We start from the raw sequence: 25,500 nt of genomic DNA on the forward strand, positions 1-25,500 counted from the left end.
GCCCGATCCTTCTGTACGTTTCTTCGTGACCGCCCGACGCCGAACCAGGAGCCCCGGCCACGTGAGCCCCGTGAGCAGCCACTCAGCGACCGGTCAGCCGCCGCTGCGCACCGTGCAGGTGCTCGGCGGAGGCAACGCCGGCAGCAGCGCACATGTGCGTTCGCTGGCGTCCGGGCTCGTCGCTCGGGGCGTGCGGGTCGCCGTGTGCGCCCCCGCCGAGGCCGACCGCGCCTACGACTTCACCGGCGCCGGGGCCGAGCACGTGCATGTGCCGCGCAGCAGCGATCCGACCTCCGTGGCCGCGCTGCGGGCGGCCTGCGCGGACGCCGACCTGGTGCACGCGCACGGCCTGCACGCCTCCTTCCGCACCGTGCTCGCGCTCAGCGGGCGGCGCGTCCCGCTCGTCGTGACGTGGCACAACCGCGCGCATGCCGAAGGGGCGCGTGCCCATTTCCTGCGCCTGCTGGAACGGCGGGTCGTGAAGACGGCGTCCGTGGTGCTCGGGGCGTCCTCGGACCTGGTGGAGCTGGCCCGTCGCACCGGTGCCCGTGACGCCCGGCTCGCCGCGGTCGCCCTGCCCGGGTCGCCCAGGCCGGTCGAGCAGGACGACCCCGACCGGCTGCGCCCCAAGGTCCGGGCCGAACTCGGCGCGACCGGCCGCCCGTTGCTGATGGCCGTCGGCTCCCTCGACCGGCACCGGGGCTACGACACGCTGCTGGACGCCACGCGCGCGTGGCGCCGCCTCGACGCCGTGCCCCTCGTCGTGATCGCTGGGGAGGGCCCGCTGCGGGCCGACCTCCAGCGGCGGATCGAGAACGAGGGGTTGCCGGTCCGGCTCATCGGGCGCCGCGACGACGTGGGCGAACTGCTCGCCGCCGCCGATCTCGCCCTGCTGCCGAGCCGTTGGGAGTCGCGCTCCGTGCTCGCGCAGGAGGCCCTCCACGCGCGCGTGCCGCTCGTCGCCACAGCGGTCGGCGGCATCCCCGAACTCGTCGGAGACGCCGCGGAACTCGTGCCGTACGGGGACGCGGAAGCACTCGCCGACGCGGTGGTGCGCCTGCTCGCGGACCCCGAACGACGGGAACTGCTGAAGGAGAAGGGCGCGCGGCAGGCCGCCACCTGGCCCACCGAGGACGAGACCGTCGCCCAAGTCCTCAGTGTCTACGACGAGTTGACGCAACCCCGACCCATGATCTAAAGCACGTGCCGGCGCGCCCGCAGCGCCAGGCTCAACGCCAGTACCGTCTGCGGGTCGTCGAGGTCCGTGCCGAGCAACTCGCCGATGCGGGCGAGGCGGTTGTAGAGGGTCTGCCGGTTCAGATGCAGTTCCCGGGCCGTCTCCGCCTTGCGGCCGGCATGCGCCAAGTACGTCTGAAGGGTGGGCAGCAGCGGCGGCTTGGACTTGTTGTCGTGGTCGCGGACCGGGCCGATCGCGCGGTCCACGAAGGCCGCCAGGTCCGGATGGTCGCGCAGCCGCCACAGCAGCAGGTCGATGTCGAGGCGACGGGCGTCGTACCAGGGGCGGTCCGTCAGGCCCTGCGCCGCCGTCGCCGTCTCGGCCGCGTGCCGGAGGCCCGCCGACGCCGCCGCCCAGCTGCCGGCCACCCCGACGACCACGACGGGAGGCTGCGCCCCCGGCCGCTGCATCCCGGCCCGCTCCACACCCGCCCGCAGCGCCGCCGCGACCCGGTCCGCGACGGGCGACCGCTCCGACTCCGAGCGCAGCCCGAGCAGCACCAGGACACGGCCCTCCACCGGTCGTACGCCGAGCAGCACCGGCACTCCCACCGACGCCAGCTCCTCCGAGACCGCACGTGCCAGCACCGCCCAACCGCCGCCGGGAGAGAGCGCGTCGCCGAGCCGCATGACCACGGGCATCAGGGGACTGTCACCCGGCTTGAAGCCCAGCACGCGTGCCTGCGCGGGCGCGTCCTCCGCCGTGATACGGCCTTCGGCGAGGTCGGTGAGGAAGTCGCCGCGGCCGCGTGCCGCCAGCTCCTCCTCCTGGCGGGCCTGCATCAGCACCACGGCCAGGATGCCGGCGGCCCGCTCGGCGGCCATGCGGTGCACGGGCGCCAGCGGGGCCCGCACGGGCAGCAGGACGAGACGGGCCCGCACCGACCCCGCTCCGGGGCCGCCGCCCGGCACGTCCACGAGCACCGACCCGGCCGGCGGCGGGGCGTCCTTGTGCTGGCCGCGCAGCCCCTCCCACACCTGGAGCGGATCCGCGCCCTCGGGCCCTGCGCCGGCGGCATACAGCAGCTGGCCGTCCGTCGTCTCCAGGAAGACCGGGTTGCCGCAGAAGTCGGCCAGGATGCCGAGCACCTGTGGTACCCCGCCGCCGCCCAACAGGGCCTCCGTGCACCGCCGGTGCACCTCTTCGGCGCGCTGCAACAACGCGTAGTGGCCGTTGACGATCTCGGTGTGGATCTCCTCGGTGACCGCCACGAACGGCACCTCGCGGTGCAGCTGGACCAGGGGGAGACCGGCGCTGCGGGCCGTCTCGACGAGGGCGGCGGGCAGGCGGGTGAAGCGCGGGCCCAGCTCCACCACCAGGGCCGCGATTCCGCGCTCGGCCAGGGTCCGGACGAACGCCCGCTGCTCGGCCGGACGGGTGCCGAGCCCGTATCCCGTCGTCAGGAGCAGCTCGCCGCCCTTGAGCAGCGAGGCGATGTTCGGGACCTCGCCCGCGTGCACCCAGCGCACCGTCCGTTGCAGCCGGTCGGCGCCCGCGAGGACCTCGGGGAGTCCGCTGCGCAGCCCGGGCAGCTCCAGCGCCCGCTGAATGGTGATCCCGGCGCCCTGGCTCTCGAAACGGCTGTCCGTGCGGCTGTCCATGCAGCGGACGGTACCTGCGTCCATGCTCCCGCAACATCTCCGGGACGATCTTGGTCGCCTCGATTGAGGTGATCGCGGCCGGGTACACGCGCCGCCATGGACATCAGCGTGGTCGCCGTTGCGCGTGAGGACGACAGTCCGGTCGAGGAGCCGCTGCGGGTCGCCGCGCTCGCCGACCGGCTCGGGTACCGCGAGGTGTGGGCCGGTGAGGGGCCGACGTGGGACGCGTTCGTGCTCGCCACGGCGATCGGGCGGGCCACCGAGCGGGTCGCGCTGACGGCCGGGCCCGTGGCGGTGTCCGTGCGTGACCCGTTCACGATCGCCCGGGGCGCCGCCTCCTGCGCCGCCGTCACCGGCCGGCCGGTCGGGGTGGCGTTGGGCACGTCCAGCAAGCGGGTGGTCGAGGGTGTGCACGGGCGGCCGCGGGTCAGGCCGGCCGCCGTACTGGAGGAGAGCGCGGCTGCCCTACGAGACCTGCTGCACGGCGCGTACGGCGAGCCGGTCATGCCCGGCAGTGTCTTCCGGCGGCGTCAGCAGCCGCCCGGTGGACCGCTCACCGTGGCCGCGTTCGGCGACCGTGCGATCGCCACGGCCGTCGCGCACGCCGACCGCCTGCTGCTCGACATCGTGTCCCCGGAGCAGGTCCGTACCCTGCGCGCCCGGATGATCGACGCCGCCGGCGGCCGTACGCCGCCCCGGCTGGCCGCCTGGCTGCCCGCGGCCGTCGAACCGGGGCCACAGGCGCTCGCCCAGGTCCTGCGGAGCGTCGTCGGCTATCTGACCGTGCCCGGCTACAGCGACATGTTCGCCGCGGCGGGCTTCGGAGCTGCGGTGGACCTGGCGGCCGCCGGCGCCGACCCCGACACCCTGTTCCGCGCCCTGCCGCCCGAGGCCGCCGCGTCGGTCGGTCTGGTCGGTGACCTCGATACGGTACGCGCCCGGATCGACGCCTACGCCGAAGCCGGCCTCGACGAGATCGCCCTGGTCCCGGCGACGGCGGGCGACCCGGGCGGAGAGCGGACACTGACGGCGCTCAGGCCGGCCTGATGTTGTGGTTGAAGCGGAAGACGTTGTCGGGGTCGTACTGCCGCTTCAGCCCTTCGAGGAGCCGATAGTTGTCGGCACCCAGCCCGGCGACCACACGCTCCGGGCCCTCGTCGCCGATGAAGTTCAGGTAGACCGCGCCGGTGCTCCAGGGCCGGGCGTCGGCGCGGACGTCGCGGACCCACTGGACGCACCGCTCGTCGTCCGCGGGGTCCTGCCACATGCCGTACGGGTGCACCGCCCAGGGCGCGTCCCGGTAGGGCACCGGATACTCGTGCGGACCGGCGGCGACCGCACCGCCCTGCGGAAGCAGCGCGTACTGGGTGCCGGTCGGCACGGGCATGCCCAGGGCGCCCGCGCAGAAGACGGCCAGGTAGTTGTCCGGCGCGCCCGTCAGATACTCCGCCGACCAGTAGTGCCGCATACCGGGCGGATCGTCGATCATGCACTGTACGTCGGCGTACGGCATCGCGCCGACGATCTCCGCCTCGTGCGACACCGCCAGCAGCGGCTCGGCGTACTTGCGCATGTCCTGCTCGGCACCGGCGTACGTCAGAAGCACACCGCACACCAGCGTCCCGACCAGGGACGGCGGTACGAACTCCTCGGGCGGGGCGGTGAAGTACAGGACGCCGCCGCCCACCTCGTCGGGGCCGGACTCGATCACGTCGCGGAAGGTGCGGACGGCCGCGGACGCGAACTCCGGCCCGTACAGCACCATCGCGATGGCGAACTCGGGCAGCTCGTGCAGCTTCAGCGTGATCGCGGTGGCGATGCCGAAGTTGCCGCCGCCGCCGTGCAGCGCCCAGAACAGGTCCGGGTTCTCGTCCGCGTTCGCGTGGATCCGGGCGCCCTCGGCGGTCACCAGCTCCACGCCGAGCAGATTGTCGACGGCCAGGCCGAAGCAGCGGTCCAGCCAGCCGGTGCCGCCACCCAGGACGAAGCCGCCCACACCGGTCGTCGAGGCCCTGCCACCCGTGGTCGCGAGGCCATACGGCTGAGTCGCGCGGTCCACATGGCTCCATGTGGCCCCGCCCCCGACCCGTACCGCCTCCGCCGCCGGATGGACGGTCACCCCCTGCATCCGGCGCAGGTCGACCACCAGACCGCCGTCATTGAGCGCCATGCCCGCCACGCTGTGCCCACCGCCGCGCACGGCGATGTTGAGGTCCAGCTCCCGCCCGAACCGCACGGCCCGTACGACGTCGTCCTCGTTCGCACACTGCGCGATCACCGCCGGCCGCCGGTCGATCATGGTGTTGAAGACGACACGCGCATCCTCATAGCCGGGATCCCCGGGGGCGAACACGTCACCGGCCAGATCCTCACGCAGCGCGGTGAGAGCCGCGCCCGCCTTCGAGAGGGAAGCCATGGCTTGCCCCCTTCCGTGCCGGGGCAGTCGCTTGGTCCCAGCGTAGGCGGGCGCGTTACGGCAGTCCTGTTCAAGGGCTGCCCGGCAGATCAGGTCCTAAGCGGGTCCGGCGAAGTCCCGTGCGGTTCGGCAGCGCCCCAAAGGGGCGCGGGGCTGTATCGATATGCGGCTCCGCCGCGCGGGCGCGACCAGCCACGACGCACCCGCAGACAGTGCACCGGACTTCCAGCGGAGCGCTTAGCCGCCGTACGCCCCGGAGGCCGTCAGCCGCAGGGCCGTGTCGATCAGCGGAACGTGGCTGAAGGCCTGCGGGAAGTTGCCGACCTGGCGCTGTAGGCGCGGGTCCCACTCCTCGGCCAGCAGTCCGAGGTCGTTGCGCAGCGAGAGCAGCTTCTCGAACAGCTTGCGGGCCTCGTCGACGCGGCCGATCATCGCCAGGTCGTCCGCCATCCAGAACGAGCAGGCGAGGAAGGCGCCCTCGTCGCCGGGGAGGCCGTCGACGCCCTCCTTCTCGCCGTCCGTCGGGTAGCGCAGGATGAAGCCGTCCGACGTGGACAGCTCGCGCTGGATGGCCTCGATGGTGCCGATGACCCGCTTGTCGTCCGGCGGCAGGAAGCCCATCTGCGGGATCAGCAGCAGCGAGGCGTCCAGCTCCTTCGAGCCGTACGACTGTGTGAAGGTGTTGCGCTCCTTGTCGTAACCCTTCTCACACACGTCCCGGTGGATGTCGTCGCGCAGCTCGCGCCAGCGCTCCAGCGGGCCGTCCGCGTCGCCGGACTCGATGAGCTTGATGGTGCGGTCCACCGCCACCCAGGCCATGACCTTGGAGTGCACGAAGTGGCGGCGCGGGCCGCGCACCTCCCAGATGCCCTCGTCCGGCTCGTCCCAGTGCCGCTCCAGATAGCGGATGAGCTTGAGCTGGAGCAGGGAGGCGTAGTCGTTGCGGGCCAGGCCCGTCATGTGCGCGAGGTGCAGGGCCTCGGTGACCTCGCCGTACACGTCGAGCTGGAGCTGGTGCGCGGCGCCGTTGCCGACCCGGACCGGCGCGGAGCTCTCGTAGCCGGGCAGCCAGTCCAGCTCGGCCTCGCCCAGCTCGCGTTCGCCCGCGATGCCGTACATGATCTGAAGGTTCTCGGGGTCGCCGGCGACCGCGCGCAGCAGCCACTCGCGCCAGGCGCGGGCCTCCTCGCGGTAGCCGGTGCGCAGCAGCGAGGAGAGAGTGATCGCCGCGTCGCGCAGCCAGGTGTAGCGGTAGTCCCAGTTGCGGACACCGCCGATCTCCTCCGGCAGGGAGGTGGTGGGGGCGGCGACGATGCCGCCGGTCGGGGCGTACGTCAGCGCCTTCAGCGTGATCAGTGAGCGGACGACGGCCTCGCGGTACGGGCCGTGGTACGTGCAGTGCTCGACCCAGTCCCGCCAGAAGTCCTCGGTCGCCTCCAGCGACTGCTCCGGCTCCGGCAGCGGCGGCGGCTCCTTGTGCGAGGGCTCCCACGAGATGGTGAACGCGATCCGGTCACCCGGTCCGACGGTGAAGTCCGAGTACGTCGTGAGCGACTTGCCGTAGGTCTCGGCAGATGTGTCGAACCACACGGAGTCGGGGCCGGAGACGGCCACCGTGCGGCCCTCGTGCCGGTGCACCCACGGGACGATCCGGCCGTAGGAGAAACGCATCCTGAGCGCCGAGCGCATCGGGACGCGGCCCGAGACGCCCTCCACGATCCGGATCAGCTGCGGGGCGCCGTCGCGTGGGGGCATGAAGTCGATCACCCGGACCGTGCCGCGTGGGGTGTCCCACTCCGACTCCAGGATCAGCGAGTCCCCGCGGTAGGTGCGCCGGGCCGCGGTCGGCGGCTGGGCGTCGGCGGCGTGCGCGGGGCCCAGCCGCCAGAAGCCGTGTTCCTCGGTGCCCAGCAGACCGGCGAAGATGGCGTGCGAGTCGAAGCGGGGCAGGCACAGCCAGTCCACCGTGCCGTCCCGGCAGACCAGGGCAGCGGTCTGCATGTCTCCGATAAGTGCGTAGTCTTCGATGCGCCCGGCCACGTGCAACTCCAGTCGAACGGCCACGTCACCCCACAAGGGGGCTGTCGCTAGTGCGGTCAAGGGGTCTTTGTCATGCGTCGTTGAGCGATGAAGCAAAACAGGCGCTCATGCCGTGTGGCAAAACGACAGTTGTTGCTCAACGAACTGACGAGCTCTCGTTGTTCCGGTGCGTACGGGCTGGGGTGGTGCCGTGGTGCCGGCCGGGCTCGGCAGCGAGTGTCCGAGCAGGATACGACGCACGTAGATGATCTGCGTGCCGCTCCGGGCAACGCGGGTGCGCCGAACGGGTGAGCAACGGGTGAGAAAGAAGTGAGCAATACGCGTCCGTGCCGACCCGTGTGCGGAGCGTGGCCGGAAGCCATCGCCCCGTGGCGCTGATACCCTGGTAGCCCGTGGACCGGTGGGAGAGAAACCCCGGAACGCACCCCAGACCGCGACCACGGGAGCCCCCTCTTGGCCATGACGCCCAAATCCACGACGACCAAGCACATCTTCGTCACCGGGGGTGTCGCCTCCTCTCTCGGCAAGGGCCTTACGGCCTCCAGCCTCGGGATGCTGCTCAAGGCCCGGGGCCTGCGCGTCGTGATGCAGAAGCTCGACCCGTATCTGAACGTCGACCCGGGCACGATGAACCCGTTCCAGCACGGTGAGGTCTTCGTCACCAACGACGGGGCCGAGACCGACCTGGACATCGGACACTACGAGCGCTTCCTCGACCGTGACTTGGACGGCTCCGCCAATGTCACTACAGGCCAGGTCTACTCGACGGTGATCGCCAAGGAGCGGCGCGGCGAGTACCTGGGTGACACCGTGCAGGTCATCCCGCACATCACCAACGAGATCAAGCACCGTATCCGTCGTATGGCGACCGACGAGGTCGACGTCGTGATCACCGAGGTCGGCGGCACGGTCGGGGACATCGAGTCGCTGCCGTTCCTGGAGACGGTCCGCCAGGTCCGGCACGAGGTCGGCCGTGACAACGTCTTCGTCGTCCATATCTCGCTCCTGCCCTACATCGGCCCCTCGGGAGAGCTGAAGACGAAGCCGACCCAGCACTCGGTTGCGGCGCTGAGGAACATCGGTATCCAGCCGGACGCGATCGTGCTCCGCAGCGACCGCGAGGTGCCGGGCGCGATCAAGCGCAAGATCTCGCTGATGTGCGACGTCGACGAGTCCGCCGTGGTCGCCTGTCCCGACGCCAAGTCGATCTACGACATCCCGAAGACCGTGCACGGCGAGGGACTGGACGCCTATGTCGTCCGCAAGCTGGACCTGCCCTTCCGTGATGTGGACTGGCGGACCTGGGACGACCTGCTCGACCGCGTCCACAACCCCGACCACGAGATCACTCTCGCCCTGGTCGGCAAGTACATCGACCTGCCCGACGCCTACCTCTCGGTCACCGAGGCGCTGCGCGCGGGCGGCTTCGCCAACAAGGCCCGCGTGAAGATCAAGTGGGTCACCTCGGACGACTGCAAGACCCCGTCCGGCGCCAAGGCACAGCTCGCCGACGTCGACGGCATCTGCATCCCGGGCGGCTTCGGCGACCGCGGTGTGCTGGGCAAGGTCGGTGCGATCCGCTATGCCCGTGAGAACAAGATCCCGCTGCTCGGTCTCTGCCTGGGCCTCCAGTGCATCGTGATCGAGGCCGCGCGCAACCTCGCCGACATCTCGGACGCCAACTCCACCGAGTTCGACTCCGCCACCGGCCACCCGGTCATCTCCACCATGGCCGAGCAGCTCGACATCGTCGCCGGTGAGGGCGACATGGGCGGCACGATGCGGCTGGGCATGTACCCGGCCAAGCTCGCCGAGGGCTCCATCGTCCGTGAGGTGTACGACGGCAAGGAGTACGTCGAGGAGCGGCACCGTCACCGGTACGAGGTGAACAACGCCTACCGCGCGGAGCTGGAGAAGAAGGCCGGCATCGTCTTCTCGGGCACCTCGCCGGACGGCAAGCTCGTCGAGTACGTCGAGTTTCCGCGTGACGTCCACCCCTACCTGGTCGCGACCCAGGCGCACCCCGAGCTGCGCTCGCGTCCGACGCGTCCGCATCCGCTGTTCGCCGGGCTGGTGAAGGCCTCGGTCGAGCGGAAGAATTCCAAGTAACACACCAGTTGTACGGTTGCCGGGGTGCTTACCTTCAAAAGGTGGGCACCCCGGTTTTCTTTTTGCACGTGTGGAAGGACAGGGCATGACGATCAAGGACACCCCCGAAGAGTGGGAGATCCGGGCGACGGAGACCCCTTTCGTGGGCAACAAGACCTCTGTCCGCACCGACGAGGTGGTCATGCCCGACGGCTCGGTGGTCCGCCGTGACTACCAGGTCCACCCCGGCTCCGTCGCGGTCCTCGCCCTCGACGACGACGGCCGTGTCCTCCTCATCAGGCAGTACCGCCACCCCGTACGGCACAAGCTGTGGGAGATCCCGGCCGGCCTGCTCGACATCCCCGGCGAGAACCCGCTGCACGCCGCCCAGCGGGAGCTGTACGAGGAGGCGCACGTCAAGGCCGAGGACTGGCGGGTGCTGGCCGACGTCTACACCACCCCCGGCGGCTGCGACGAGGCCGTACGGATCTTCCTCGCCCGCGATCTGTCCGAGGCCGAGGGGGAGCGCTTCGAGGTCGAGCACGAGGAGACCGATCTGGAGTACGCGCGCGTGCCCGTCGACGAACTCGTAAGGGGTGTGCTCGCGGGCGAGCTGCACAACAACTGCCTGGTCGTGGGTGTCCTTTCACTGGTCGCCGCCCAGCAGGGCGAGGGACTCGACGCACTGCGCCCGGCGGACGCGCCCTGGCCCGCCCGTCCCTTCGAGTCCTGAACACGTGTGGACCATCCCGGTGTGACCATCCGCTGATCCGATCGGGCGACGTGTCCGCCGCGCTCGTCACGGAACGTCGCAGAGCGTGAACTAGGCTCTTCACGAGCGAGCCGATAAGCACTGCGATGCCCGAACCGGAGTCCCGGCGGGCCTACGGGTGCGGTGTGGGACGGGAGCGTGGCCCGTGACGGATCAGGCGGTGGACACCGATGGCGTGACGCTGTCCGGAAACGCATCCACGGAGAGTCACTTCCTGGGCCGTACAAGGGAGTTGAAGGAACTGCGCGCCGACATCGAGCGCGCGGGCCTGGACACCCTCTCCGGCCGCAAGGCCCCACGCGCGCGTGTGCTGCTCATCGCGGGCAGACCCGGCTCGGGACGTACGGCACTCGCCGAGGAGCTGGTACGGCAGGTAGCGGACCGTTACCGGGACGGTGTGCTGCGCGCGCGCCTGAGCGAGCCCGACGGCAGCCCCGTCCCGATCGAGCGCACCGCCCGCGAACTGCTCACCGCCCTGGAGCTGCCGGCCCCGCCCGGCGCCCGCGACGACGACCTGGCCGAGGCGCTGCGCACCGCCCTCGCCGACCGGCGTGTCCTGCTCCTGCTGGACGACGCGGCCACCGCCGAACAGGTCGACGCTTTACTGCCGGACACCGCGGAATGCCTGGTCGTCGCCGTCTCCCACGGCCCGCTGACCGGCATCGCGGACGTCCGCCCGTGCACCCTGGGCGGCCTCGACACCAAGTCCGCCGTGGAGCTGCTGTCCGGGCACACCGGCTCGGTCCGCGTCACCGTCGACCCGCGGGCCGCCGAGGGACTCGTCGAGGAGTGCCAGGCCCAGCCCGCCGCGCTGATGCTGGCCGGCGGCTGGCTCGCCTCCCGTCCGAAGGCGGCCGTCGCCGACTTCGCCAAACAGCTGCATGCGGAGGGTGACGACGGTAGGCCGCTCAGCCAGGTCTTCCGGCTCGCCTACGCGTCCCTGCCGAGCACGCCCGCCCGGATGCTGCGCCTGCTCTCCCTCGCCCCGGCCGGCCTGGTCGACCCGCACACCGCCTCCGCGCTCGCCGGCTGCTCGGTGGACGGAGCCCACACCACCCTGGACGACTTCGTCGCCCTCGGCCTGCTGCGCAGCACCGGCTCGCTGCTGCCGCAGTACGAGGTCCCCGGCTGTCTGCACCCCCTGCTCAAGGCGCTGGCCGAGACCCAGGACCGCCCCGCGGAGCTCCAGCTCGCCCGCGCCCGCATGCTGGAGCGGACCGTACGGCTGCTCCAGTCGTGCCGGGCGATCACCGAGACCGACAGCCCGGCCGCCCGCGAAAAGCTCGTCGGCATGCCGCGCTCCCTGCGGTTCCCCAATCCGCGCGCGGCCGCCGACTGGCTGACCGTCCGCAGGCCCGCCCTGCTCGCGTCGGTGCGGCTCGCGGTCGCCGACGGGGAGCTGGACACCCTGGCCCGGCGCCTGATGTCCCAGTTGGTGAAGGCGATGGTGGCCCACTTCGGCACCCGGGCCGCCGCGCCCGACCTGTACGAGGTCCACCGTCTGGTCCTCGATGTCGCCGAGCGTCGCAGGCTGCCCCGGGAGAAGGCCGCCGCGCTGCTGAACCTCGGTGACCTGGACGCGCAGACCGGCCGTACGGCCGAGGCTCTGGTCCGTTATCGCGCGGCTCTGGACGCCGGACGCCAGGCGAACGATCTGTATGCGACCGGCCGCGCGATGGAATCCGTTGGCGGCGCGCACCAGGAGCTGGGGGACTACGACCGGGCCGCCGACTGGTTCGGCCGGGCCCTCGCCGAGCGGCTGGCGCGCGGTGAGCGCGAGGACGTCGCCCGGCTGTACGGCCGTATCGCCGCGGCCCACACCTATGCGGGCGGCTATGGCGAGGCGCAGCGCAACTGGCGTGCCGCGGTCGCCGGGTACCGCAAGAACGGCGATGTGGCCGCCCAGGCGCGGGCGTTGAGCGAACTGGCGCGGGTCCAGGAGTACGCGGGACGGCCCGAGGAATCGCTGCGCACCTGCCAGGAGGCGGTGGAGTGGGCGCGTCGCGCCGAGGACGTACGGCTTCAGGCCGCGCTCCAGCTCAGGCTCGCCGACACGCTGGAGCACCTCGGCGATCCCACCGCCGCCCGTCTGCACCGCGGGGCGGCCGAGCGCATGCTGGGTGAGGAGCTCCCGGAGAGTGATCCAGAGCCGGAACAAGGTGCTAACGCCTGCGAAATCCGTAGTACATCCGCTGAAGATTGATGCAATGAAAGGCTGGACACCGAGAACGCCTTCATTAGACTGGCTCTGCCGCACCTTCTCGCGGTGTCTCCTGGTGTGCCCACGCACGTCCGGGTAAGTCTTGCAATGCACCCTCTGAGCCAAGGACCGTGATCGACGTGAAGGTCGGCATCCCCCGCGAGGTCAAGAACAACGAGTTCCGGGTGGCCATCACCCCCGCCGGCGTGCATGAGCTGGTGCGAGGCGGCCACCAGGTCGTCATCGAGCGCGGCGCCGGCGTCGGCTCCTCGATCCCGGACACCGAGTACGTGGCCGCAGGCGCTCTGATCCTGGACACCGCCGACGAGGTGTGGGCCACCGCGGACCTGCTGCTGAAGGTCAAGGAGCCCATCGCCGAGGAGTACCACCGCCTCCGCAAGGACCAGACGCTCTTCACCTACCTGCACCTGGCCGCGTCCAAGGAGTGCACCGACGCGCTGCTGGAGTCCGGCACGACCGCGATCGCCTACGAGACCGTCGAGCTGCCGACCCGCGCGCTTCCGCTGCTCGCCCCGATGTCCGAGGTCGCGGGCCGGCTCGCCCCGCAGGTCGGCGCGTACCACCTGATGCGCGCCAACGGCGGCCGCGGTGTGCTGCCGGGCGGTGTCCCGGGTGTGCTGGCCGGCCGGGCCGTGGTCATCGGCGGCGGTGTCTCCGGCTGGAACGCCGCGCAGATCGCCATCGGCATGGGCTTCCACGTGACCCTGCTCGACCGCGACATCAACAAGCTCAAGGAGGCCGACAAGGTCTTCGGTACGAAGATCCAGACCGTCGTCTCCAACGCCTTCGAGCTCGAGAAGGCCTGCCTTGAGGCCGACCTCGTCATCGGCGCCGTGCTCATCCCGGGCGCCAAGGCGCCGAAGCTGGTCACCAACGAGCTCGTGTCGCGTATGAAGCCGGGAAGTGTTCTTGTCGACATCGCGATCGACCAGGGCGGCTGCTTCGAGGACTCGCGTCCCACCACGCACGCCGAGCCGACCTTCCCGGTCCACAACTCGGTCTTCTACTGCGTCGCCAACATGCCCGGCGCGGTGCCCAACACCTCCACCTACGCGCTCACCAACGCGACGCTGCCCTACATCGTGGAGCTCGCCAACCGCGGCTGGGTCGAGGCGCTGCGTCGTGACGCCGCGCTCGCCAAGGGCCTCAACACCCATGACGGCAAGGTGGTTTACCGCGAGGTCGCAGAGGCACACGGGGTGGAGCACGTGGAGCTGGAGTCCCTGCTCGGCTGACCGGGCGTCGCCAAGTCACCATCCGGAAAAAGGCGACACGTCAACAGAGGCCGTCAACGCCGCGCATCCGGCCGGACCTTGCCCGACAAAGGTCCGGCCGGATGTGTGTATGGTCACTTTGCGGCTCTCGGCCAACTCGCCTCGAACGTAACCCTTGAACCGATTCGTACACCGGTGAAACCTGCCGTGCGACGGCCGTACGCCCTTGACAGAGGGATGTTTCATTGCCGACACATCCGGCCGGGTCCGGCGGATTGTGTTGCTGCGAACGCCCGGCACGCCATAGAGTCGCCAACCGTCGGCATGATGCCAAGCTGACCTGTCTAGAAATTTCCTGGTCACCAAGGAGGTAAGACGACTTGTGAATGAGTCGACATTTTCTCCCGGGGGTGGTCAACCAGGAATGCCTGCACGGGCCGAGGGCCCCGCGGGGTTCGAGGCTGTCGGCTCCGTAGCTGTGCGCACCTTCGCAGCCCGACAGAGTCACTTGAAGTCAGGTGTGACTCAGCCAGCACACCAGAGCATGGATGGCCATCACGTGAACGCCATGGCCGGCGACGGAAGTGGCGCGCCCCACAACCACTTCGCCGACTACGACGAACTGCCCGACGGGCACTTCTACGATCCCGACGCGGAGTACGAGCCCGACCCCGAGTACGCGGCCACGCTCGCGCCCGACGCTGCCCGTCAGCGTCGTGAGCGCATCGGCCCGACCGGACGGCCGTTGCCGTACTTCCCGATCCCGGGTCCACTGACCGACCACGGCCCCGCGAAGATCATCGCGATGTGCAACCAGAAGGGCGGCGTCGGTAAAACGACGTCGACCATCAACCTGGGTGCCGCGCTCGCGGAGTACGGACGCCGAGTCCTCCTCGTGGACTTCGACCCGCAGGGCGCGCTGTCGGTCGGCCTCGGCGTCAATCCGATGGAGCTCGACCTCACGGTCTACAACCTGCTCATGGAGCGGGGCATGGCGGCCGACGAGGTGCTCCTGAAGACCGCGGTCCCGAACATGGACCTGCTGCCCAGCAACATCGACCTGTCCGCGGCCGAGGTCCAGCTGGTCTCCGAGGTCGCGCGTGAGTCGACGCTTCAGCGCGCCTTGAAGCCGCTGATGGCCGACTACGACTACATCGTGATCGACTGTCAGCCCTCGCTCGGCCTGCTCACCGTGAACGCCCTGACGGCGGCTCACAAGGTGATCGTGCCGCTCGAGTGCGAGTTCTTCGCCCTGCGTGGCGTGGCGCTGCTGACGGAGACCATCGAGAAGGTCCAGGAACGGCTCAACCCGGAGCTGGAGCTCGACGGGATCCTCGCCACGATGTACGACTCGCGCACCGTGCACAGCCGTGAGGTGCTCGCGCGTGTCGTCGAGGCATTCGACGACCACGTCTATCACACCGTCATCGGGCGCACGGTCCGCTTCCCGGAGACCACGGTCGCCGGTGAGCCGATCACCACGTACGCCTCCAACTCCGTCGGTGCCGCCGCCTATCGCCAGCTCGCCAGGGAGGTGCTCGCCCGGTGTCACGCCGAGTGAGTCTGCCGGGGGCCGACGAACTGTTCCGTACGACAGGGGGGATGGCGCTTCAGTCGTCCAGTCCCCGGCGCCAGGCCAACGGCGAGGCCCGGGTGCCGGCTCCCGCGGGGGAGAGCGACGCCGCTGCCGCGGAGGACGCGCCGCAGTCGGTGCCCGCGCAGGGAGGTGACGGCGAAGGGGCGGAGCATGTCGCGGCCGACGCGGAGTCTGCCGACGCGGGCGAGTCCCGAAACCGGGCCGCCGCCGCGGAGCGCTCCGCGCGACGTCAGGGGGCGCAGGAAGGTTCTGGCGCGGACACGTCCGCGGCGCCGCGCAAGCAGCGCGGCGGACGGGCCCCCGCCCGTCGGCCGAGCGGCCGGGAGCGACACGACGAGAAGATCACCGTGTACGTGTCCGCCGAGGAGCTCATGGACCTGGAGCACGCACGTCTGGTGCTCCGCGGTGAGCACGGACTGGCGGTCGACCGTGGGCGGATCGTGCGCGAGGCGGTTGCCGTGGTGCTGGCGGACCTGGAGTCCCGCGGGGACGCGAGCATCCTTGTCCGCCGGCTCCGTGGGCGGTAGCGGTAGCCTGCGAGGGCTATGACCTCGCACGACGATCCCGCTTCCGCGCCCGGCTCCGCCGGCCGTCGGCGTGCGTTGGGGCGAGGGCCGGGCGCTCCGCGGGTCGAGGCGGTCTCCGAGGCGGTTTCTGAGGCTCCGCCGGTTTCGGTGGAGCTGGAACCCGAGGCTCCCGAGGTGGTGGTTCCGGAGCCGGAACCTGAGCCCGTCGAACCGGAGCCGGAACCTGAGGTCGTCGAACCGGCGCCGGAACCTGAGCCCGTCGAACCGGAGCCGACACCGGTGTCTGACGTCTCCGCGCCCGTCCCCCAGGACGAGGGCGAGTCCGACGGCGTCTTCAAGGTCCGGCTCTCCAACTTCGAGGGCCCCTTCGACCTCCTTCTCCAGCTGATCTCCAAGCACAAGCTCGACGTCACCGAAGTGGCCCTCTCCAAGGTCACCGACGAGTTCATGGCGCACATCAGGGCGATGGGCCCGGACTGGGACCTCGACCAGACGACCGAGTTCCTGGTCGTCGCGGCCACGCTTCTCGATCTGAAGGCGGCGCGTCTCCTGCCCTCCGCGGAGGTCGAGGACGAGGCCGACCTCGCGCTCCTCGAAGCGCGCGACCTGCTCTTCGCGCGGCTGCTGCAGTACCGCGCGTACAAACAGATCGCCGACATCTTCAGCCGCCGGCTGGACGAAGAGGCGCGGCGCTATCCCCGTACCGTCGGACTGGAACCCCACCACGCCGAGCTGCTGCCCGAGGTGGTCATCAGCATCGGGGCGGAAGGGTTCGCCAAGCTCGCCGTCAAGGCGATGCAGCCCAAGCCCAAGCCGCAGGTGTACGTCGATCACATCCACGCGCCGCTGGTCAGCGTGCAGGAGCAGGCCGGGATCGTGGTCGCGCGGCTGAAGGAGCTCGGCGAGGCCAGCTTCCGGTCGCTGATCGAGGACACCGAGGACACGCTGACGGTCGTGGCGCGGTTCCTGGCGCTGCTGGAGCTGTACCGGGAGAAGGCCGTCACCCTGGATCAGGAGACCGCCCTCGGGGAGCTGATGGTGCGCTGGACCGGCGGGGAGGGGGACTCCGAACCGATGGTGACCGACGAGTTCGACCGACCGCCCGAGCCGCCCAAGGAGGAGAAGAAGGCGTGAGTGAGGAGACCACCGAGCTGCCGGCCGGGCTGCGTTCCGTCGCGGACCTCGACCTGAAGCCCGCCCTGGAAGCGGTCCTCATGGTCGTCGACGAGCCCGCGACCGTGGAGCATCTGTCGAAGATCCTTGAGCGGCCCAAGCGGCAGATCGCGAAAGCGCTGCGGGAGCTGGCCGACGACTACGCCGTGCAGGGGCGCGGGTTCGAGCTGCGGCTCATCGCCGGTGGCTGGCGCTACTACACCCGGCCGGAGTTCGCGCCCGCCGTCGAGCGCTTCGTACTCGACGGGCAGCAGGCCCGGCTCACCCAGGCCGCGCTGGAGACCCTCGCGGTCGTGGCGTACCGCCAGCCGGTCAGCCGCAGCCGGGTCTCGGCCGTGCGCGGAGTGAACTGCGACGGGGTCATGCGCACCCTCCTCCAGCGGGGTCTGGTCCAGGAGGCGGGCACGGAACCCGAAACAGGTGCGATCCTGTACACGACGACGAACTACTTCCTGGAGCGGATGGGCCTACGCGGTCTGGACGAGCTCCCGGAGCTCGCGCCCTTCCTCCCGGAGGCGGAGGCGATCGAGGCCGAGACCCAGGAAGGGGTTCCGTCGTTCGACCCGGACGCACCCGATGCGCCCGGTGCAGACGACGCAGACGACTAGACGGAACTTTGATGCGAAGCAGCGGCAGCGGCAAGAGTGGCGGGACCGGCGGGCGCGGGGGCAACAACCGCGGTGCCGGCAACAACCGGGACCAGAAGCAGGGTCAGGGCCAGGGTCAGGGCCGTCCCAGCAAGCCCCGCCCCGAGGAGCGCCGCTACGACGTGGGCCCCACCGGGAGCCATGAGGGCCCGAAGTCCGGGCGCGGTGCCTCCGCGCGCGGGGGCGCCAAGGGCGGGCCCAAGCAGGGCCAGGGGCAGGGAAGCGGGCGGGGGCGCTGGGCGCCGGCCACCTCCCGTGAGTACGACGCGCGGGCCGAGGAGCGCAACCGCGAGCGGTACGCGAGCAAGAAGGACGTCAAGCCGCCCAAGACCTTCCCGGGCGCCGAGCAGGAGGGCGAGCGGCTCCAGAAGATCCTCGCGCGCGCGGGCTACGGCTCCCGGCGTGCCTGCGAGGAGCTCATCGAGCAGGCGCGGGTCGAGGTCAACGGCGAGATCGTCCTGGAACAGGGCATGCGGGTCGACCCGGAGAACGACGAGGTCAAGGTCGACGGGCTGACCGTCGCCACGCAGTCGTACCAGTTCTTCTCGCTGAACAAGCCGGCCGGTGTCGTCTCGACGATGGAGGACAACGAGGGCCGTCAGTGCCTCGGTGACTACGTGACGAACCGCGAGACGCGGCTCTTCCACGTCGGGCGGCTCGACACCGAGACCGAGGGCGTCATCCTGCTCACCAACCACGGCGAGCTGGCGCACCGGCTGACCCACCCCAAGTACGGCGTGAAGAAGGTCTACCTCGCGCACATCGTGGGCCCGATCCCGCGCGACCTGGGCAAGCAGCTCAAGGACGGCATCCAGCTGGAGGACGGCTACGCGCGCGCGGACCACTTCCGGGTCGTCCAGCAGACCGGCAAGAACTACCTCGTAGAGGTCACCCTCCACGAGGGCCGCAAGCACATCGTGCGCCGCATGCTCGCGGAGGCCGGCTTCCCGGTCGACAAGCTGGTGCGCGTGGCCTTCGGCCCGATCACCCTGGGCGACCAGAAGTCAGGCTGGCTGCGACGGCTGTCGAACACCGAGGTCGGGATGCTGATGCAGGAAGTCGATCTCTAAAGCGGTTGTACGTGACGGCCGGTCCCGAATTCGTTCGGGGCCGGCCGATTCCTTTTCGGCCTCCCGCCGGTCTGTATCGGTGACGGAGGGAGCGGCATGGCTGCGACGACGACGGACCGCGAGGAGTTCGTGCGGCTGACGGATCGGTACCGGCGGGAGCTGCTTGCGCACTGCTACCGGATGCTGGGCTCGGTCGACGAGGCCGAGGACCTGGTGCAGGAGACGTATCTGCGGGCGTGGCGGTCCTACGACGGCTACGAGGGCCGGGCCTCCCTGCGGACCTGGCTGCACCGGATCGCCACCAACACGTGCCTGACGGCGCTGGAGGGCCGTACGCGCCGTCCGCTGCCCCGCGGGCTCGGGGGGCCGTCGGAGGCGCCTGAGGAGCCGCTGAGGGCCCCTGTGACGGACGTTCCGTGGTTGCAGCCGCTGCCGGACTCGCTGGTCGACCCCGCGACCGTCGTCGCCGCGCGCGGCAGTCTGCGGCTCGCGCTCGTCGCCGCGCTGCAGAACCTGCCCGCGCGGCAGCGGGCCGTGCTGATCCTGCGGGACGTGCTGGCCTGGCGGGCGCCCGAGGTCGCCGCACTCCTCGACACCTCCACGGCCGCCGTGAAAAGCACCCTCCAGCGCGCGCGTGCCCGGCTCGACGAGGTGGCCCCGGACGAGGACCTCGTCGTGGAGCCGGCGGGCGCGGCCGACCGTGAGGTGCTCGACCGGTATGTGGCCGCCTTCGAGAACGCCGACATGGACGCGCTGGTCGAGCTGCTCCAGGACGGCGTCGAGCTGGAGATGCCGCCCCATCTGGAGTGGTTCAGCGGGCGGAAGGACGTGCTGCGGTTCCTGGAGCTGCGGGTGGGCGAGAAGGGCCTCGTCCGGATGCTGCCCACGCGCGCGAACGGGCAGCCGGCCGCGGCGATGTACAAGCGGGACGCGGACGGTGTCTTCCGGGGGCACTCGATACAGGTGCTCACGGTGTCGGGCGGTGCCGTCGCGCGGATGACCGTCTTCATTGACGCGGGACTGTTCGACCGCTTCGCGATGCCGGGGGTGCTGTCATGAACAACGGGGAGCTGCTGGAGCGTTCGCTCGCCTACGCGCTGGGGTGCGTGGCAGGGGTGGAGCGCGAGGGCCTGGAGCGCAGGACGCCGTGTGCGGAGTGGGACCTGGAGGAACTGCTCGGGCATCTCGGCGACTCGCTCGACGCGCTGCACGAGGGGCTGACCGGCGGTCGGATCGGCCTGTTGCCCACGCGTCCCGGAGCCGACCCGGCGTGCGGCATCCGTACGCGCGCGTGCGCGGTGCTCGGCGCCTGGGCGGCGGCCGGGGCCCCCGACCGGGTCCTCGTCGGTGAACGGCCGCTGGACGTGCGGGTGATGGCTGCGGTGGGTGCCGTCGAGATCGCCGTGCATGGCTGGGACGTGGCCCAGGCCTGCGGGCGTCCACGGCCCATTCCGGGCCCGCTCGCGGTCGACCTGCTGCCCGTCGCCCGGCATGTCGTGGCGGACACGGACCGGGGCGTACGGTTCGCCGCGCAGCTCGCCGTGCCCATGTCCGCGCAGCCTCAGGCGCGGCTGCTGGCCTTCCTCGGGCGCCGCGATTCCTTTGTGGGGTGAGCCCGGTCTGCCTTCCGTGAGTGACCTCAAGAACTCACGGAAGGCACTGTCATGACCGACACCATCAGAGCCCCCCTCGGCACCGCACCCACGGACAGGACACCGTCCCTGCGCGCGTGGACCGTGATCCTCGCCGGGCTCGGGGCCCTGCTGTGCTCCCTGGACGTCGTGGTCGTCGCCACCGCGCTGCCCGCGCTACGCGCCGACTTCGGGGCGAGCCTCTCCCAGCTGGAATGGACGATCAATGCCTACAACCTCGTCTTCGCCTGTCTGACCCTGACCGGCGCCGCGCTCGGCGACCGCTTCGGGCGGCGGCGTATGTATGTCGCCGGGCTCGCCCTCTTCACGCTGGCCTCCGCCGCCGCGGCCCTCGCGTCCGGCCCCGGCCAGCTCATCACCGCGCGCGTGGTGCAGGGCGCCGGAGCGGCCGTACTGCTCCCGCTCACCCTGACGCTCATCAGCGAGGCCTTCCCGGCCGAGAAGCGGGGCGTGGCGATCGGAGTGTGGGGCGGGGTGACCGGGCTCGGTGTGGCGGCCGGACCGGTACTGGGCGGGGCGGTCACCGAAGGCCTGTCCTGGCAGTGGATCTTCTGGCTGAACGTGCCCATCGGGCTGGCCATGCTGCCCCTGGCCGCCACCAAGCTGCGCGAGAGCTATGGCTCGCGACCCCAACTCGACATCGTGGGTCTTGTGCTGGCGGCCGTCGGGCTGACGGGCCTGGCCTGGGCGCCGGTACGGGCGCCCGAGGTGGGCTGGGGGAGCGTCGAGGCCCTGGCCGCGATGGCCGTCGGTGTCGTGTTCGTGGCGGCCTTCCTGGGGTGGGAGCGCAAGGGCGCCCGCTACCCGATGCTGCCGCTCGGGTACTTCCGGCGGCGTGCGTTCTCCACCGCCAACGCCTCGGCCTTCCTGCTGTTCGCGTCGCTGCTCGGCGCCCTCTTCATGATCACGCAGCTCTTCCAGATCGGGCTCGGCTACAACCCGCTGGAGGCGGGCGTGCGGATCCTCGTGTGGAACGCCACACCGCTCCTGATCGCGCCGATCGCGGGTGTCCTCGCGGACCGGTACGGGACCCGGCCGTTCATGCTGGGCGGCCTGGTGCTTCAGGCGACGGGCCTCGCGCTGCTGGCCTGGCAGGTCGAACCCGGCGTCGGATACGACCGTCTCGTCGGCCCGCTGATCATCGCCGGCGTCGGCATCTCCATGGTCTTCCCGAGCGTGGCCAACGCCGTGACCGCGTCCGTGCCACTCAGTGACGCCGGTATGGCGGCCGGCGTGAACAACGCACTGCGCGAACTGGGCGGTGTCTTCGGAGTGGCCGTCGCCGCGGCCGTGTTCACGACGTACGGCGGCTACGCCACACCGGAGACGTTCGTCGACGGATGCGGTCCTGCGCTGTGGGTGGCGGCGGGCATCGCGGCGATCGGCGCGGCGGCTGCGGCGTTCGCTCCGTCGCGCGGGGGTAGTTGAGGGATTGCGTGGTCTGGTCACCCTCTTTATAGTCGTAGTGACTATTAGTCGCGCTGACCGTAAAGGGGGTGAGCGGGCGTGACCGTGCCGACCGGCTACGACAAATACGCGCACGAACCCTTCGCCGTCACCGTCGACCTCGCCGTCCTGACCCTCCGCGCGGGCGCGCTGCACGTACTGCTCGTCGAGCGAGGGCAGGAGCCCTACGCCGGCCGCTGGGCGCTGCCCGGCGGCTTTGTGGAGCCGCGCGAGTCGGCCGAGACGGCGGCCCGGCGTGAACTCGCCGAGGAGACCGGCCTGTCGGACGTCTCCGGGCTGCACCTGGAGCAGCTGCGGACCTACAGCGAGCCCGACCGCGACCCCCGGATGCGGGTCGTGTCCGTCGCGTTCGCCGCGCTGCTGCCCAACGCACCCGAGGCGCACGGCGGCAGCGACGCGGCGCAGGCCCGCTGGATGCCGTACGACTCGGCGAAACCGCTCGCCTTCGACCACGACCGCATCCTGGCCGATGCCCATGAACGCGTCGGCGCCAAGCTCGAGTACACCTGCCTCGCCACCGCCTTCTGCCCGCCCGAGTTCACCCTCGGTGAGCTTCAGCAGGTCTACGAGACCGTGTGGGGCACCGCGCTGGACCGGCCCAACTTCCGGCGCAAGGTGCTCGCCACGCCGGACTTCGTCGAAGCGGTCCCCGGCGCCGCCCGTCTGACCGGGGGCCGCGGCAAACCGGCCGCGCTGTACCGCGCGGGCACCGCCACCGCCCTGCACCCGCCCCTGCTCCGCCCGCCCAGGGAAGGACGCCCCGCATGACCACCATGACCGTCGCCAAGCGTGCCGCCACCGGATCCCTCACCGGACTCGCTCTCGGCGACGCGCTCGGCTTCCCGACCGAGTTCAACGACGTGCCGTCGATCCTCGCCAAGTTCGGCCCGTGGCGGGAGATGGAGCTGCCGACGCCTGCGATCGTCACGGACGACACGCAGATGACGCTGGCGTTGGGGAAGGGGTTGCGGACGGCGATGGACCGGGGCGTGCTCGAGCCCTCGGGGATGGCCGAGTCGGTGCGGTCGGAGTTCATCGCCTGGAACCGCTCACCGGAGAACAACCGGGCGCCCGGCACCACCTGCATCAGGGCGTGTGTCCTGCTCGAAGACGACCGCCCCTGGCAGGAAGCCAGCCAGATCCACTCCAAGGGCTGCGGCGCCAACATGCGCGTCGCGCCCCTCGGTCTCATCGCCGGCCTGAGCGACGAACAGCGCGCGGGCGCCGCACAGTTGCAGTCCGCGCTCACCCACGGGCACCCGACGGCGCTGGCCGCGTCCGACCTCACCGCGCACGCCGTACGACTGCTCGCGCAGGGTGCCGAGCCGACCGGACTCGTCGGGCTGCTGCGGTCGTACGCCCTGGAGAACCGCTCCACGTACCACCACCGCTGGCTCGACGACCTGTGGACGCGGAGCGAGGACCCGTCGGCCGAGGAATTCATCATGCGCGGCTGGGACGAGTGCCTGGAGATCCTGGACCGTCTCCAGGACGCCCTGCCGACCGTCTCGCCCGAGACCGACCCGTGCCTGGCCACCGGTGCGGGCTGGATCGCGGAAGAGGCCCTGGCGACCGGACTGTTGTCCTTCCTGCTCTTCGTCGACGAACCGCTGACCGCCCTGCGCCGCGCCGCCTGCACCTCCGGCGACTCGGACTCGATCGCCTGCCTCACGGGCGCGTTCGCAGGGGCATACCTCGGCGCCGATGCATGGCCTACGGAGTGGGCCGACCGGATCGAGTACCGGGGCGACCTGCTGACCCTCGGGGCGCTCTGGGACGCTTGAGCGGTGATCGACGCCCTGTACGCCTTCCCGTCCCGCGACTCGGATGCGGACCTGCGGGGGCGCGCGAACCCATCACGCAGGAGTAGATCGTGTGGTCGCCGACCAGGGCCTCGGGGCGCATGCCGGGCAGCGTACGCGGCGGTTCACGCCAGGCGGATCGAATTTCCGTCCACGGTGATCTGCTTCTCCGGCAGCGGTTTCGTCGCCGGGGGATTCTGCACCGAGCCGTCCTCGATGCTGAACTTGCTGCCGTGGCAGGTGCAGTTGATGGTGCCGCCTGAGACGCTCGCCACGGGGCACTGCTGGTGTGTGCAGATGTTCGAGAAGGCCTTGAAGTCGCCTTCCTTCGGCTGGGTCACGACGACCTTCTCGTCCTTGAAGATCGTGCCGCCGCCGACCGGGATGGCGGACGTCTTCGCCAGCTCCTGGCCGGGGGAGGCGCTCTCGGCCGAGGAGTCTCCCTCGTCGTCGCCGTACTCGCTACAGCCCACGAGGAGCGCCGCCGCGCCCGTGGCGAGGAGAACCGTGCGCCGCGTCGGATCAGGGGTCATGTCGTTACTCCGAAGGTGCGGAAGAACCAGAGAGCGGAGGTCAGCCAGACGATCGTCAGGACGGTGAAGACCAGTCCGCCGACGATCGGCAGCAGCCAGTTGGGGAGGCGCTCCGAACGGAGCAGCAGCATCTTGGCACTGAAAGCACCGAAGAAGAAGCAACCCAGGATTGAGTGCCACAAAAAGCGCGTTTCGTACGTCTGATAGCCCAGCGCATAAAGGCAGTGCACCGCAACCGGAACAGACACCAGAAACGCCAGGCGCCCCGACCAGCGGTGCAGCGCAGCGGACCAGCCGGGTCCCGGCAGTTTCCCGTACACCATCAGCGCCGAGGCGACCTGGACCAGCGCGAAGAAGATCGCCGCCGTCGCCAGCCACGCCTTCACCGCCCCCGTGCTGCTGAAACCGGCGAGGTTGAAGGCGGTCCCCGCCGGGTCGTGGATCTTGCCGTACGCCCCGAGGCCGACGGCGACCGCCGCGGCGACCAGCGCCGGGACCAGATAGCGGGCCGGGTGCGGGCGGGGGCGTGCGGGCTCGGGCGAGGGGAAACCCTGGGTGGCGGCGTTCGGGTCGACGGTCATGCTCGACTCCCGTGAGCAGAGGATCAGGGGGTGACAGGGCGTGCCGTGAGCTGTTCTCCGTCGACCGTCACCGCACCGGTCTCCGGGTCGATCCGTGGTGCGGGGGAGGCCTCTCCGTCGCGGGTGAGGATGCCGACCTGCTGCCGGCCGCCCTGCCGCACGATCCAACCGCCGTCCACGTCGGTGTCGCCCACCCGGCCGGTCGCCCGGTACAGCCCGTCCGGCTTCTTGGCCTTGTCGGCGGTGAAGTCGTAGTGCCCGCCGTCGACGTCGACAGTGCCGCTGATCCGCTTGCCCTCCTTGAGCGTGCCGGTCAGCTTCGCGCCGTGCTTTCCGGTGAGCCGCATGGTGCCGTCGTCCTCGACGTCGCCCTTCAGCCACGACTCCTTGTCGCGCCCGTCGCAGAAGTACGCGACCGCCTTGCCGTCCTCCAGGGAGACGGCGACGGAGGCGGAGTCGTCCTTCGTGCGGCCCGTGTAGTCGGCGTCGGGGACGGGCGTCCGGGAGGGCGAGGGGGAGGGGGAGGGCGATGCGGTCGACTTCGTCGGCGCCGGTGAGGCCTTCGGTGAAGGCGACTCCTCATACGCCGACGATGCGCTCTGCGTCCCCGTCGTCGCATTGAGCGACAGCATGAACAGGCCGAGCACCAGTCCCGCGAGAAGAGTGAACAGTGGTCCAAAACGCTTCATGACGGGCCCCCCGAGGCAATCTGCTTGCCCCATGAGAGCGGACCCGACGGGTTGGCGTCCAGAGGCGCACAGGCTGTTCTGACCCCAAGTAGCGGAATGCTGACATTCAGGTGACATTGTCATGGTCTGATGCCGGTCCGGCGCCCTGTGACCCGGCCGCTCTCCCCAAGGGC

At 70.8% G+C, this 25,500-nt stretch carries 22 protein-coding genes; 16 read left to right on the top strand and 6 right to left on the bottom strand.

Annotated elements, in window-relative coordinates:
- The first annotated feature begins 61 nt into the window (after nt 1-61).
- Nucleotides 62-1,198: a glycosyltransferase family 4 protein gene (locus KCH87_RS13775; RefSeq protein WP_210586339.1), complete on the top strand. Its 1,137-nt coding sequence runs from the start codon at nt 62-64 to the stop codon at nt 1,196-1,198.
- On the opposite strand, the gene KCH87_RS13780 is transcribed toward KCH87_RS13775, so the two are convergent.
- On the bottom strand, nt 1,195-2,838 hold the full coding sequence (locus KCH87_RS13780; protein WP_210586340.1) for a PucR family transcriptional regulator: 1,644 nt from the start codon (nt 2,836-2,838) through the stop codon (nt 1,195-1,197). The genes KCH87_RS13775 and KCH87_RS13780 overlap by 4 nt on opposite strands.
- Nucleotides 2,839-2,934: 96 nt before the next feature.
- Here KCH87_RS13780 and KCH87_RS13785 point away from each other — a divergent pair, with 96 nt between their 5' ends.
- Complete coding sequence (locus tag KCH87_RS13785) at nt 2,935-3,885, top strand: LLM class F420-dependent oxidoreductase (protein ID WP_210586341.1); 951 nt, start codon at nt 2,935-2,937, stop codon at nt 3,883-3,885.
- Here the strand turns inward: KCH87_RS13785 and KCH87_RS13790 are convergent.
- Both KCH87_RS13790 and KCH87_RS13795 read right to left on the bottom strand, forming a co-directional pair.
- Entirely contained in the window at nt 3,872-5,254 is a 1,383-nt protein-coding gene (locus tag KCH87_RS13790; protein WP_210586342.1) for an FAD-binding oxidoreductase, read from the bottom strand. The two genes, KCH87_RS13785 and KCH87_RS13790, sit on opposite strands and share 14 nt — an antisense overlap.
- A gap of 237 nt (nt 5,255-5,491) precedes the next feature.
- The gene (locus KCH87_RS13795; protein ID WP_210586654.1) at nt 5,492-7,294 is read right to left on the bottom strand and encodes a glycoside hydrolase family 15 protein; all 1,803 of its coding nucleotides are present in this window, start codon (nt 7,292-7,294) and stop codon (nt 5,492-5,494) included.
- Nucleotides 7,295-7,753: 459 nt separating this feature from the next.
- Between KCH87_RS13795 and KCH87_RS13800 the strand changes: the two genes are divergently transcribed.
- From KCH87_RS13800 to KCH87_RS13865, 14 genes are all read left to right on the top strand, one after another.
- Nucleotides 7,754-9,403, top strand: a complete 1,650-nt coding sequence (locus KCH87_RS13800; RefSeq protein ID WP_210586343.1) for a CTP synthase — start codon at nt 7,754-7,756, stop codon at nt 9,401-9,403.
- 85 nt (nt 9,404-9,488) lie between these two features.
- Entirely contained in the window at nt 9,489-10,115 is a 627-nt protein-coding gene (locus KCH87_RS13805) for an NUDIX hydrolase (protein ID WP_210586344.1), read from the top strand.
- A 184-nt stretch (nt 10,116-10,299) separates the two neighbouring features.
- The gene (locus KCH87_RS13810) at nt 10,300-12,357 is read left to right on the top strand and encodes a tetratricopeptide repeat protein (protein WP_210586345.1); all 2,058 of its coding nucleotides are present in this window, start codon (nt 10,300-10,302) and stop codon (nt 12,355-12,357) included.
- Between the two features lie 128 nt (nt 12,358-12,485).
- The gene (gene ald / locus KCH87_RS13815; protein WP_210586346.1) at nt 12,486-13,610 is read left to right on the top strand and encodes an alanine dehydrogenase; all 1,125 of its coding nucleotides are present in this window, start codon (nt 12,486-12,488) and stop codon (nt 13,608-13,610) included.
- Nucleotides 13,611-14,013: 403 nt separating this feature from the next.
- Entirely contained in the window at nt 14,014-15,150 is a 1,137-nt protein-coding gene (locus KCH87_RS13820) for a ParA family protein (protein ID WP_210586347.1), read from the top strand.
- Nucleotides 15,135-15,713, top strand: a complete 579-nt coding sequence (locus KCH87_RS13825) for a hypothetical protein (RefSeq protein ID WP_210586348.1) — start codon at nt 15,135-15,137, stop codon at nt 15,711-15,713. Before KCH87_RS13820 ends, KCH87_RS13825 begins: the two co-directional genes overlap by 16 nt.
- Nucleotides 15,714-15,731: 18 nt before the next feature.
- Nucleotides 15,732-16,847, top strand: coding sequence for a ScpA family protein (locus KCH87_RS13830; protein WP_210586349.1), 1,116 nt, complete (start codon nt 15,732-15,734; stop codon nt 16,845-16,847).
- Nucleotides 16,844-17,494, top strand: coding sequence for an SMC-Scp complex subunit ScpB (gene scpB / locus KCH87_RS13835; protein ID WP_210586350.1), 651 nt, complete (start codon nt 16,844-16,846; stop codon nt 17,492-17,494). The genes KCH87_RS13830 and scpB overlap by 4 nt, the downstream gene beginning before the upstream one ends.
- A gap of 11 nt (nt 17,495-17,505) precedes the next feature.
- Nucleotides 17,506-18,603: a pseudouridine synthase gene (locus KCH87_RS13840; RefSeq protein ID WP_210586351.1), complete on the top strand. Its 1,098-nt coding sequence runs from the start codon at nt 17,506-17,508 to the stop codon at nt 18,601-18,603.
- Between the two features lie 96 nt (nt 18,604-18,699).
- Nucleotides 18,700-19,662, top strand: a complete 963-nt coding sequence (locus KCH87_RS13845; RefSeq protein WP_210586352.1) for a sigma-70 family RNA polymerase sigma factor — start codon at nt 18,700-18,702, stop codon at nt 19,660-19,662.
- Nucleotides 19,659-20,216, top strand: coding sequence for a TIGR03086 family metal-binding protein (locus KCH87_RS13850; RefSeq protein ID WP_210586353.1), 558 nt, complete (start codon nt 19,659-19,661; stop codon nt 20,214-20,216). The genes KCH87_RS13845 and KCH87_RS13850 overlap by 4 nt, the downstream gene beginning before the upstream one ends.
- Before the next feature lie 51 nt (nt 20,217-20,267).
- Nucleotides 20,268-21,683 carry an MFS transporter gene (locus tag KCH87_RS13855; protein WP_210586354.1) on the top strand — a complete coding sequence of 472 codons (1,416 nt, stop codon included), beginning with the start codon at nt 20,268-20,270 and terminating at the stop codon, nt 21,681-21,683.
- A gap of 78 nt (nt 21,684-21,761) precedes the next feature.
- The gene (locus tag KCH87_RS13860; protein ID WP_210586355.1) at nt 21,762-22,490 is read left to right on the top strand and encodes an NUDIX domain-containing protein; all 729 of its coding nucleotides are present in this window, start codon (nt 21,762-21,764) and stop codon (nt 22,488-22,490) included.
- Nucleotides 22,487-23,506 (top strand): ADP-ribosylglycohydrolase family protein, encoded by a 1,020-nt coding sequence (locus KCH87_RS13865; RefSeq protein WP_210586356.1) that lies wholly within the window; start codon nt 22,487-22,489, stop codon nt 23,504-23,506. The genes KCH87_RS13860 and KCH87_RS13865 overlap by 4 nt, the downstream gene beginning before the upstream one ends.
- Nucleotides 23,507-23,649: 143 nt before the next feature.
- Here the strand turns inward: KCH87_RS13865 and KCH87_RS13870 are convergent, their stop codons facing one another.
- From KCH87_RS13870 to KCH87_RS13880, 3 genes are read right to left on the bottom strand one after another with little or no spacing between them, the layout of a single operon-like run.
- Nucleotides 23,650-24,057, bottom strand: coding sequence for a Rieske (2Fe-2S) protein (locus tag KCH87_RS13870; protein WP_210586357.1), 408 nt, complete (start codon nt 24,055-24,057; stop codon nt 23,650-23,652).
- Nucleotides 24,054-24,638, bottom strand: coding sequence for a DUF6529 family protein (locus KCH87_RS13875; RefSeq protein WP_210586358.1), 585 nt, complete (start codon nt 24,636-24,638; stop codon nt 24,054-24,056). The genes KCH87_RS13870 and KCH87_RS13875 overlap by 4 nt, the downstream gene beginning before the upstream one ends.
- 23 nt (nt 24,639-24,661) lie before the next feature.
- A complete protein-coding gene (locus KCH87_RS13880) occupies nt 24,662-25,327 on the bottom strand; it encodes a hypothetical protein (protein ID WP_210586359.1) in 666 nt (221 codons plus the stop codon).
- Nucleotides 25,328-25,500: the final 173 nt, after the last annotated feature.

It is taken from the genome of Streptomyces sp. GESEQ-35 (assembly GCF_017948485.1).
In the GTDB taxonomy this organism is placed as follows: Bacteria; Actinomycetota; Actinomycetes; order Streptomycetales; family Streptomycetaceae; genus Streptomyces.

Bases quoted from the DNA above. Each gene is read 5' to 3' on its own strand.
- KCH87_RS13780 (WP_210586340.1), bottom strand. From the start codon at position 2,838: ATGGACAGCCGCACGGACAGCCGTTTCGAGAGCCAGGGCGCCGGGATC.
- KCH87_RS13785 (WP_210586341.1), top strand. From the start codon at position 2,935: ATGGACATCAGCGTGGTCGCCGTTGCGCGTGAGGACGACAGTCCGGTC.
- KCH87_RS13790 (WP_210586342.1), bottom strand. From the start codon at position 5,254: ATGGCTTCCCTCTCGAAGGCGGGCGCGGCTCTCACCGCGCTGCGTGAG.
- KCH87_RS13800 (WP_210586343.1), top strand. From the start codon at position 7,754: ATGACGCCCAAATCCACGACGACCAAGCACATCTTCGTCACCGGGGGT.
- KCH87_RS13805 (WP_210586344.1), top strand. From the start codon at position 9,489: ATGACGATCAAGGACACCCCCGAAGAGTGGGAGATCCGGGCGACGGAG.
- KCH87_RS13820 (WP_210586347.1), top strand. From the start codon at position 14,014: ATGCCTGCACGGGCCGAGGGCCCCGCGGGGTTCGAGGCTGTCGGCTCC.
- KCH87_RS13830 (WP_210586349.1), top strand. From the start codon at position 15,732: ATGACCTCGCACGACGATCCCGCTTCCGCGCCCGGCTCCGCCGGCCGT.
- KCH87_RS13840 (WP_210586351.1), top strand. From the start codon at position 17,506: ATGCGAAGCAGCGGCAGCGGCAAGAGTGGCGGGACCGGCGGGCGCGGG.
- KCH87_RS13845 (WP_210586352.1), top strand. From the start codon at position 18,700: ATGGCTGCGACGACGACGGACCGCGAGGAGTTCGTGCGGCTGACGGAT.
- KCH87_RS13850 (WP_210586353.1), top strand. From the start codon at position 19,659: ATGAACAACGGGGAGCTGCTGGAGCGTTCGCTCGCCTACGCGCTGGGG.
- KCH87_RS13855 (WP_210586354.1), top strand. From the start codon at position 20,268: ATGACCGACACCATCAGAGCCCCCCTCGGCACCGCACCCACGGACAGG.
- KCH87_RS13865 (WP_210586356.1), top strand. From the start codon at position 22,487: ATGACCACCATGACCGTCGCCAAGCGTGCCGCCACCGGATCCCTCACC.
- KCH87_RS13870 (WP_210586357.1), bottom strand. From the start codon at position 24,057: ATGACCCCTGATCCGACGCGGCGCACGGTTCTCCTCGCCACGGGCGCG.
- KCH87_RS13875 (WP_210586358.1), bottom strand. From the start codon at position 24,638: ATGACCGTCGACCCGAACGCCGCCACCCAGGGTTTCCCCTCGCCCGAG.
- KCH87_RS13880 (WP_210586359.1), bottom strand. From the start codon at position 25,327: ATGAAGCGTTTTGGACCACTGTTCACTCTTCTCGCGGGACTGGTGCTC.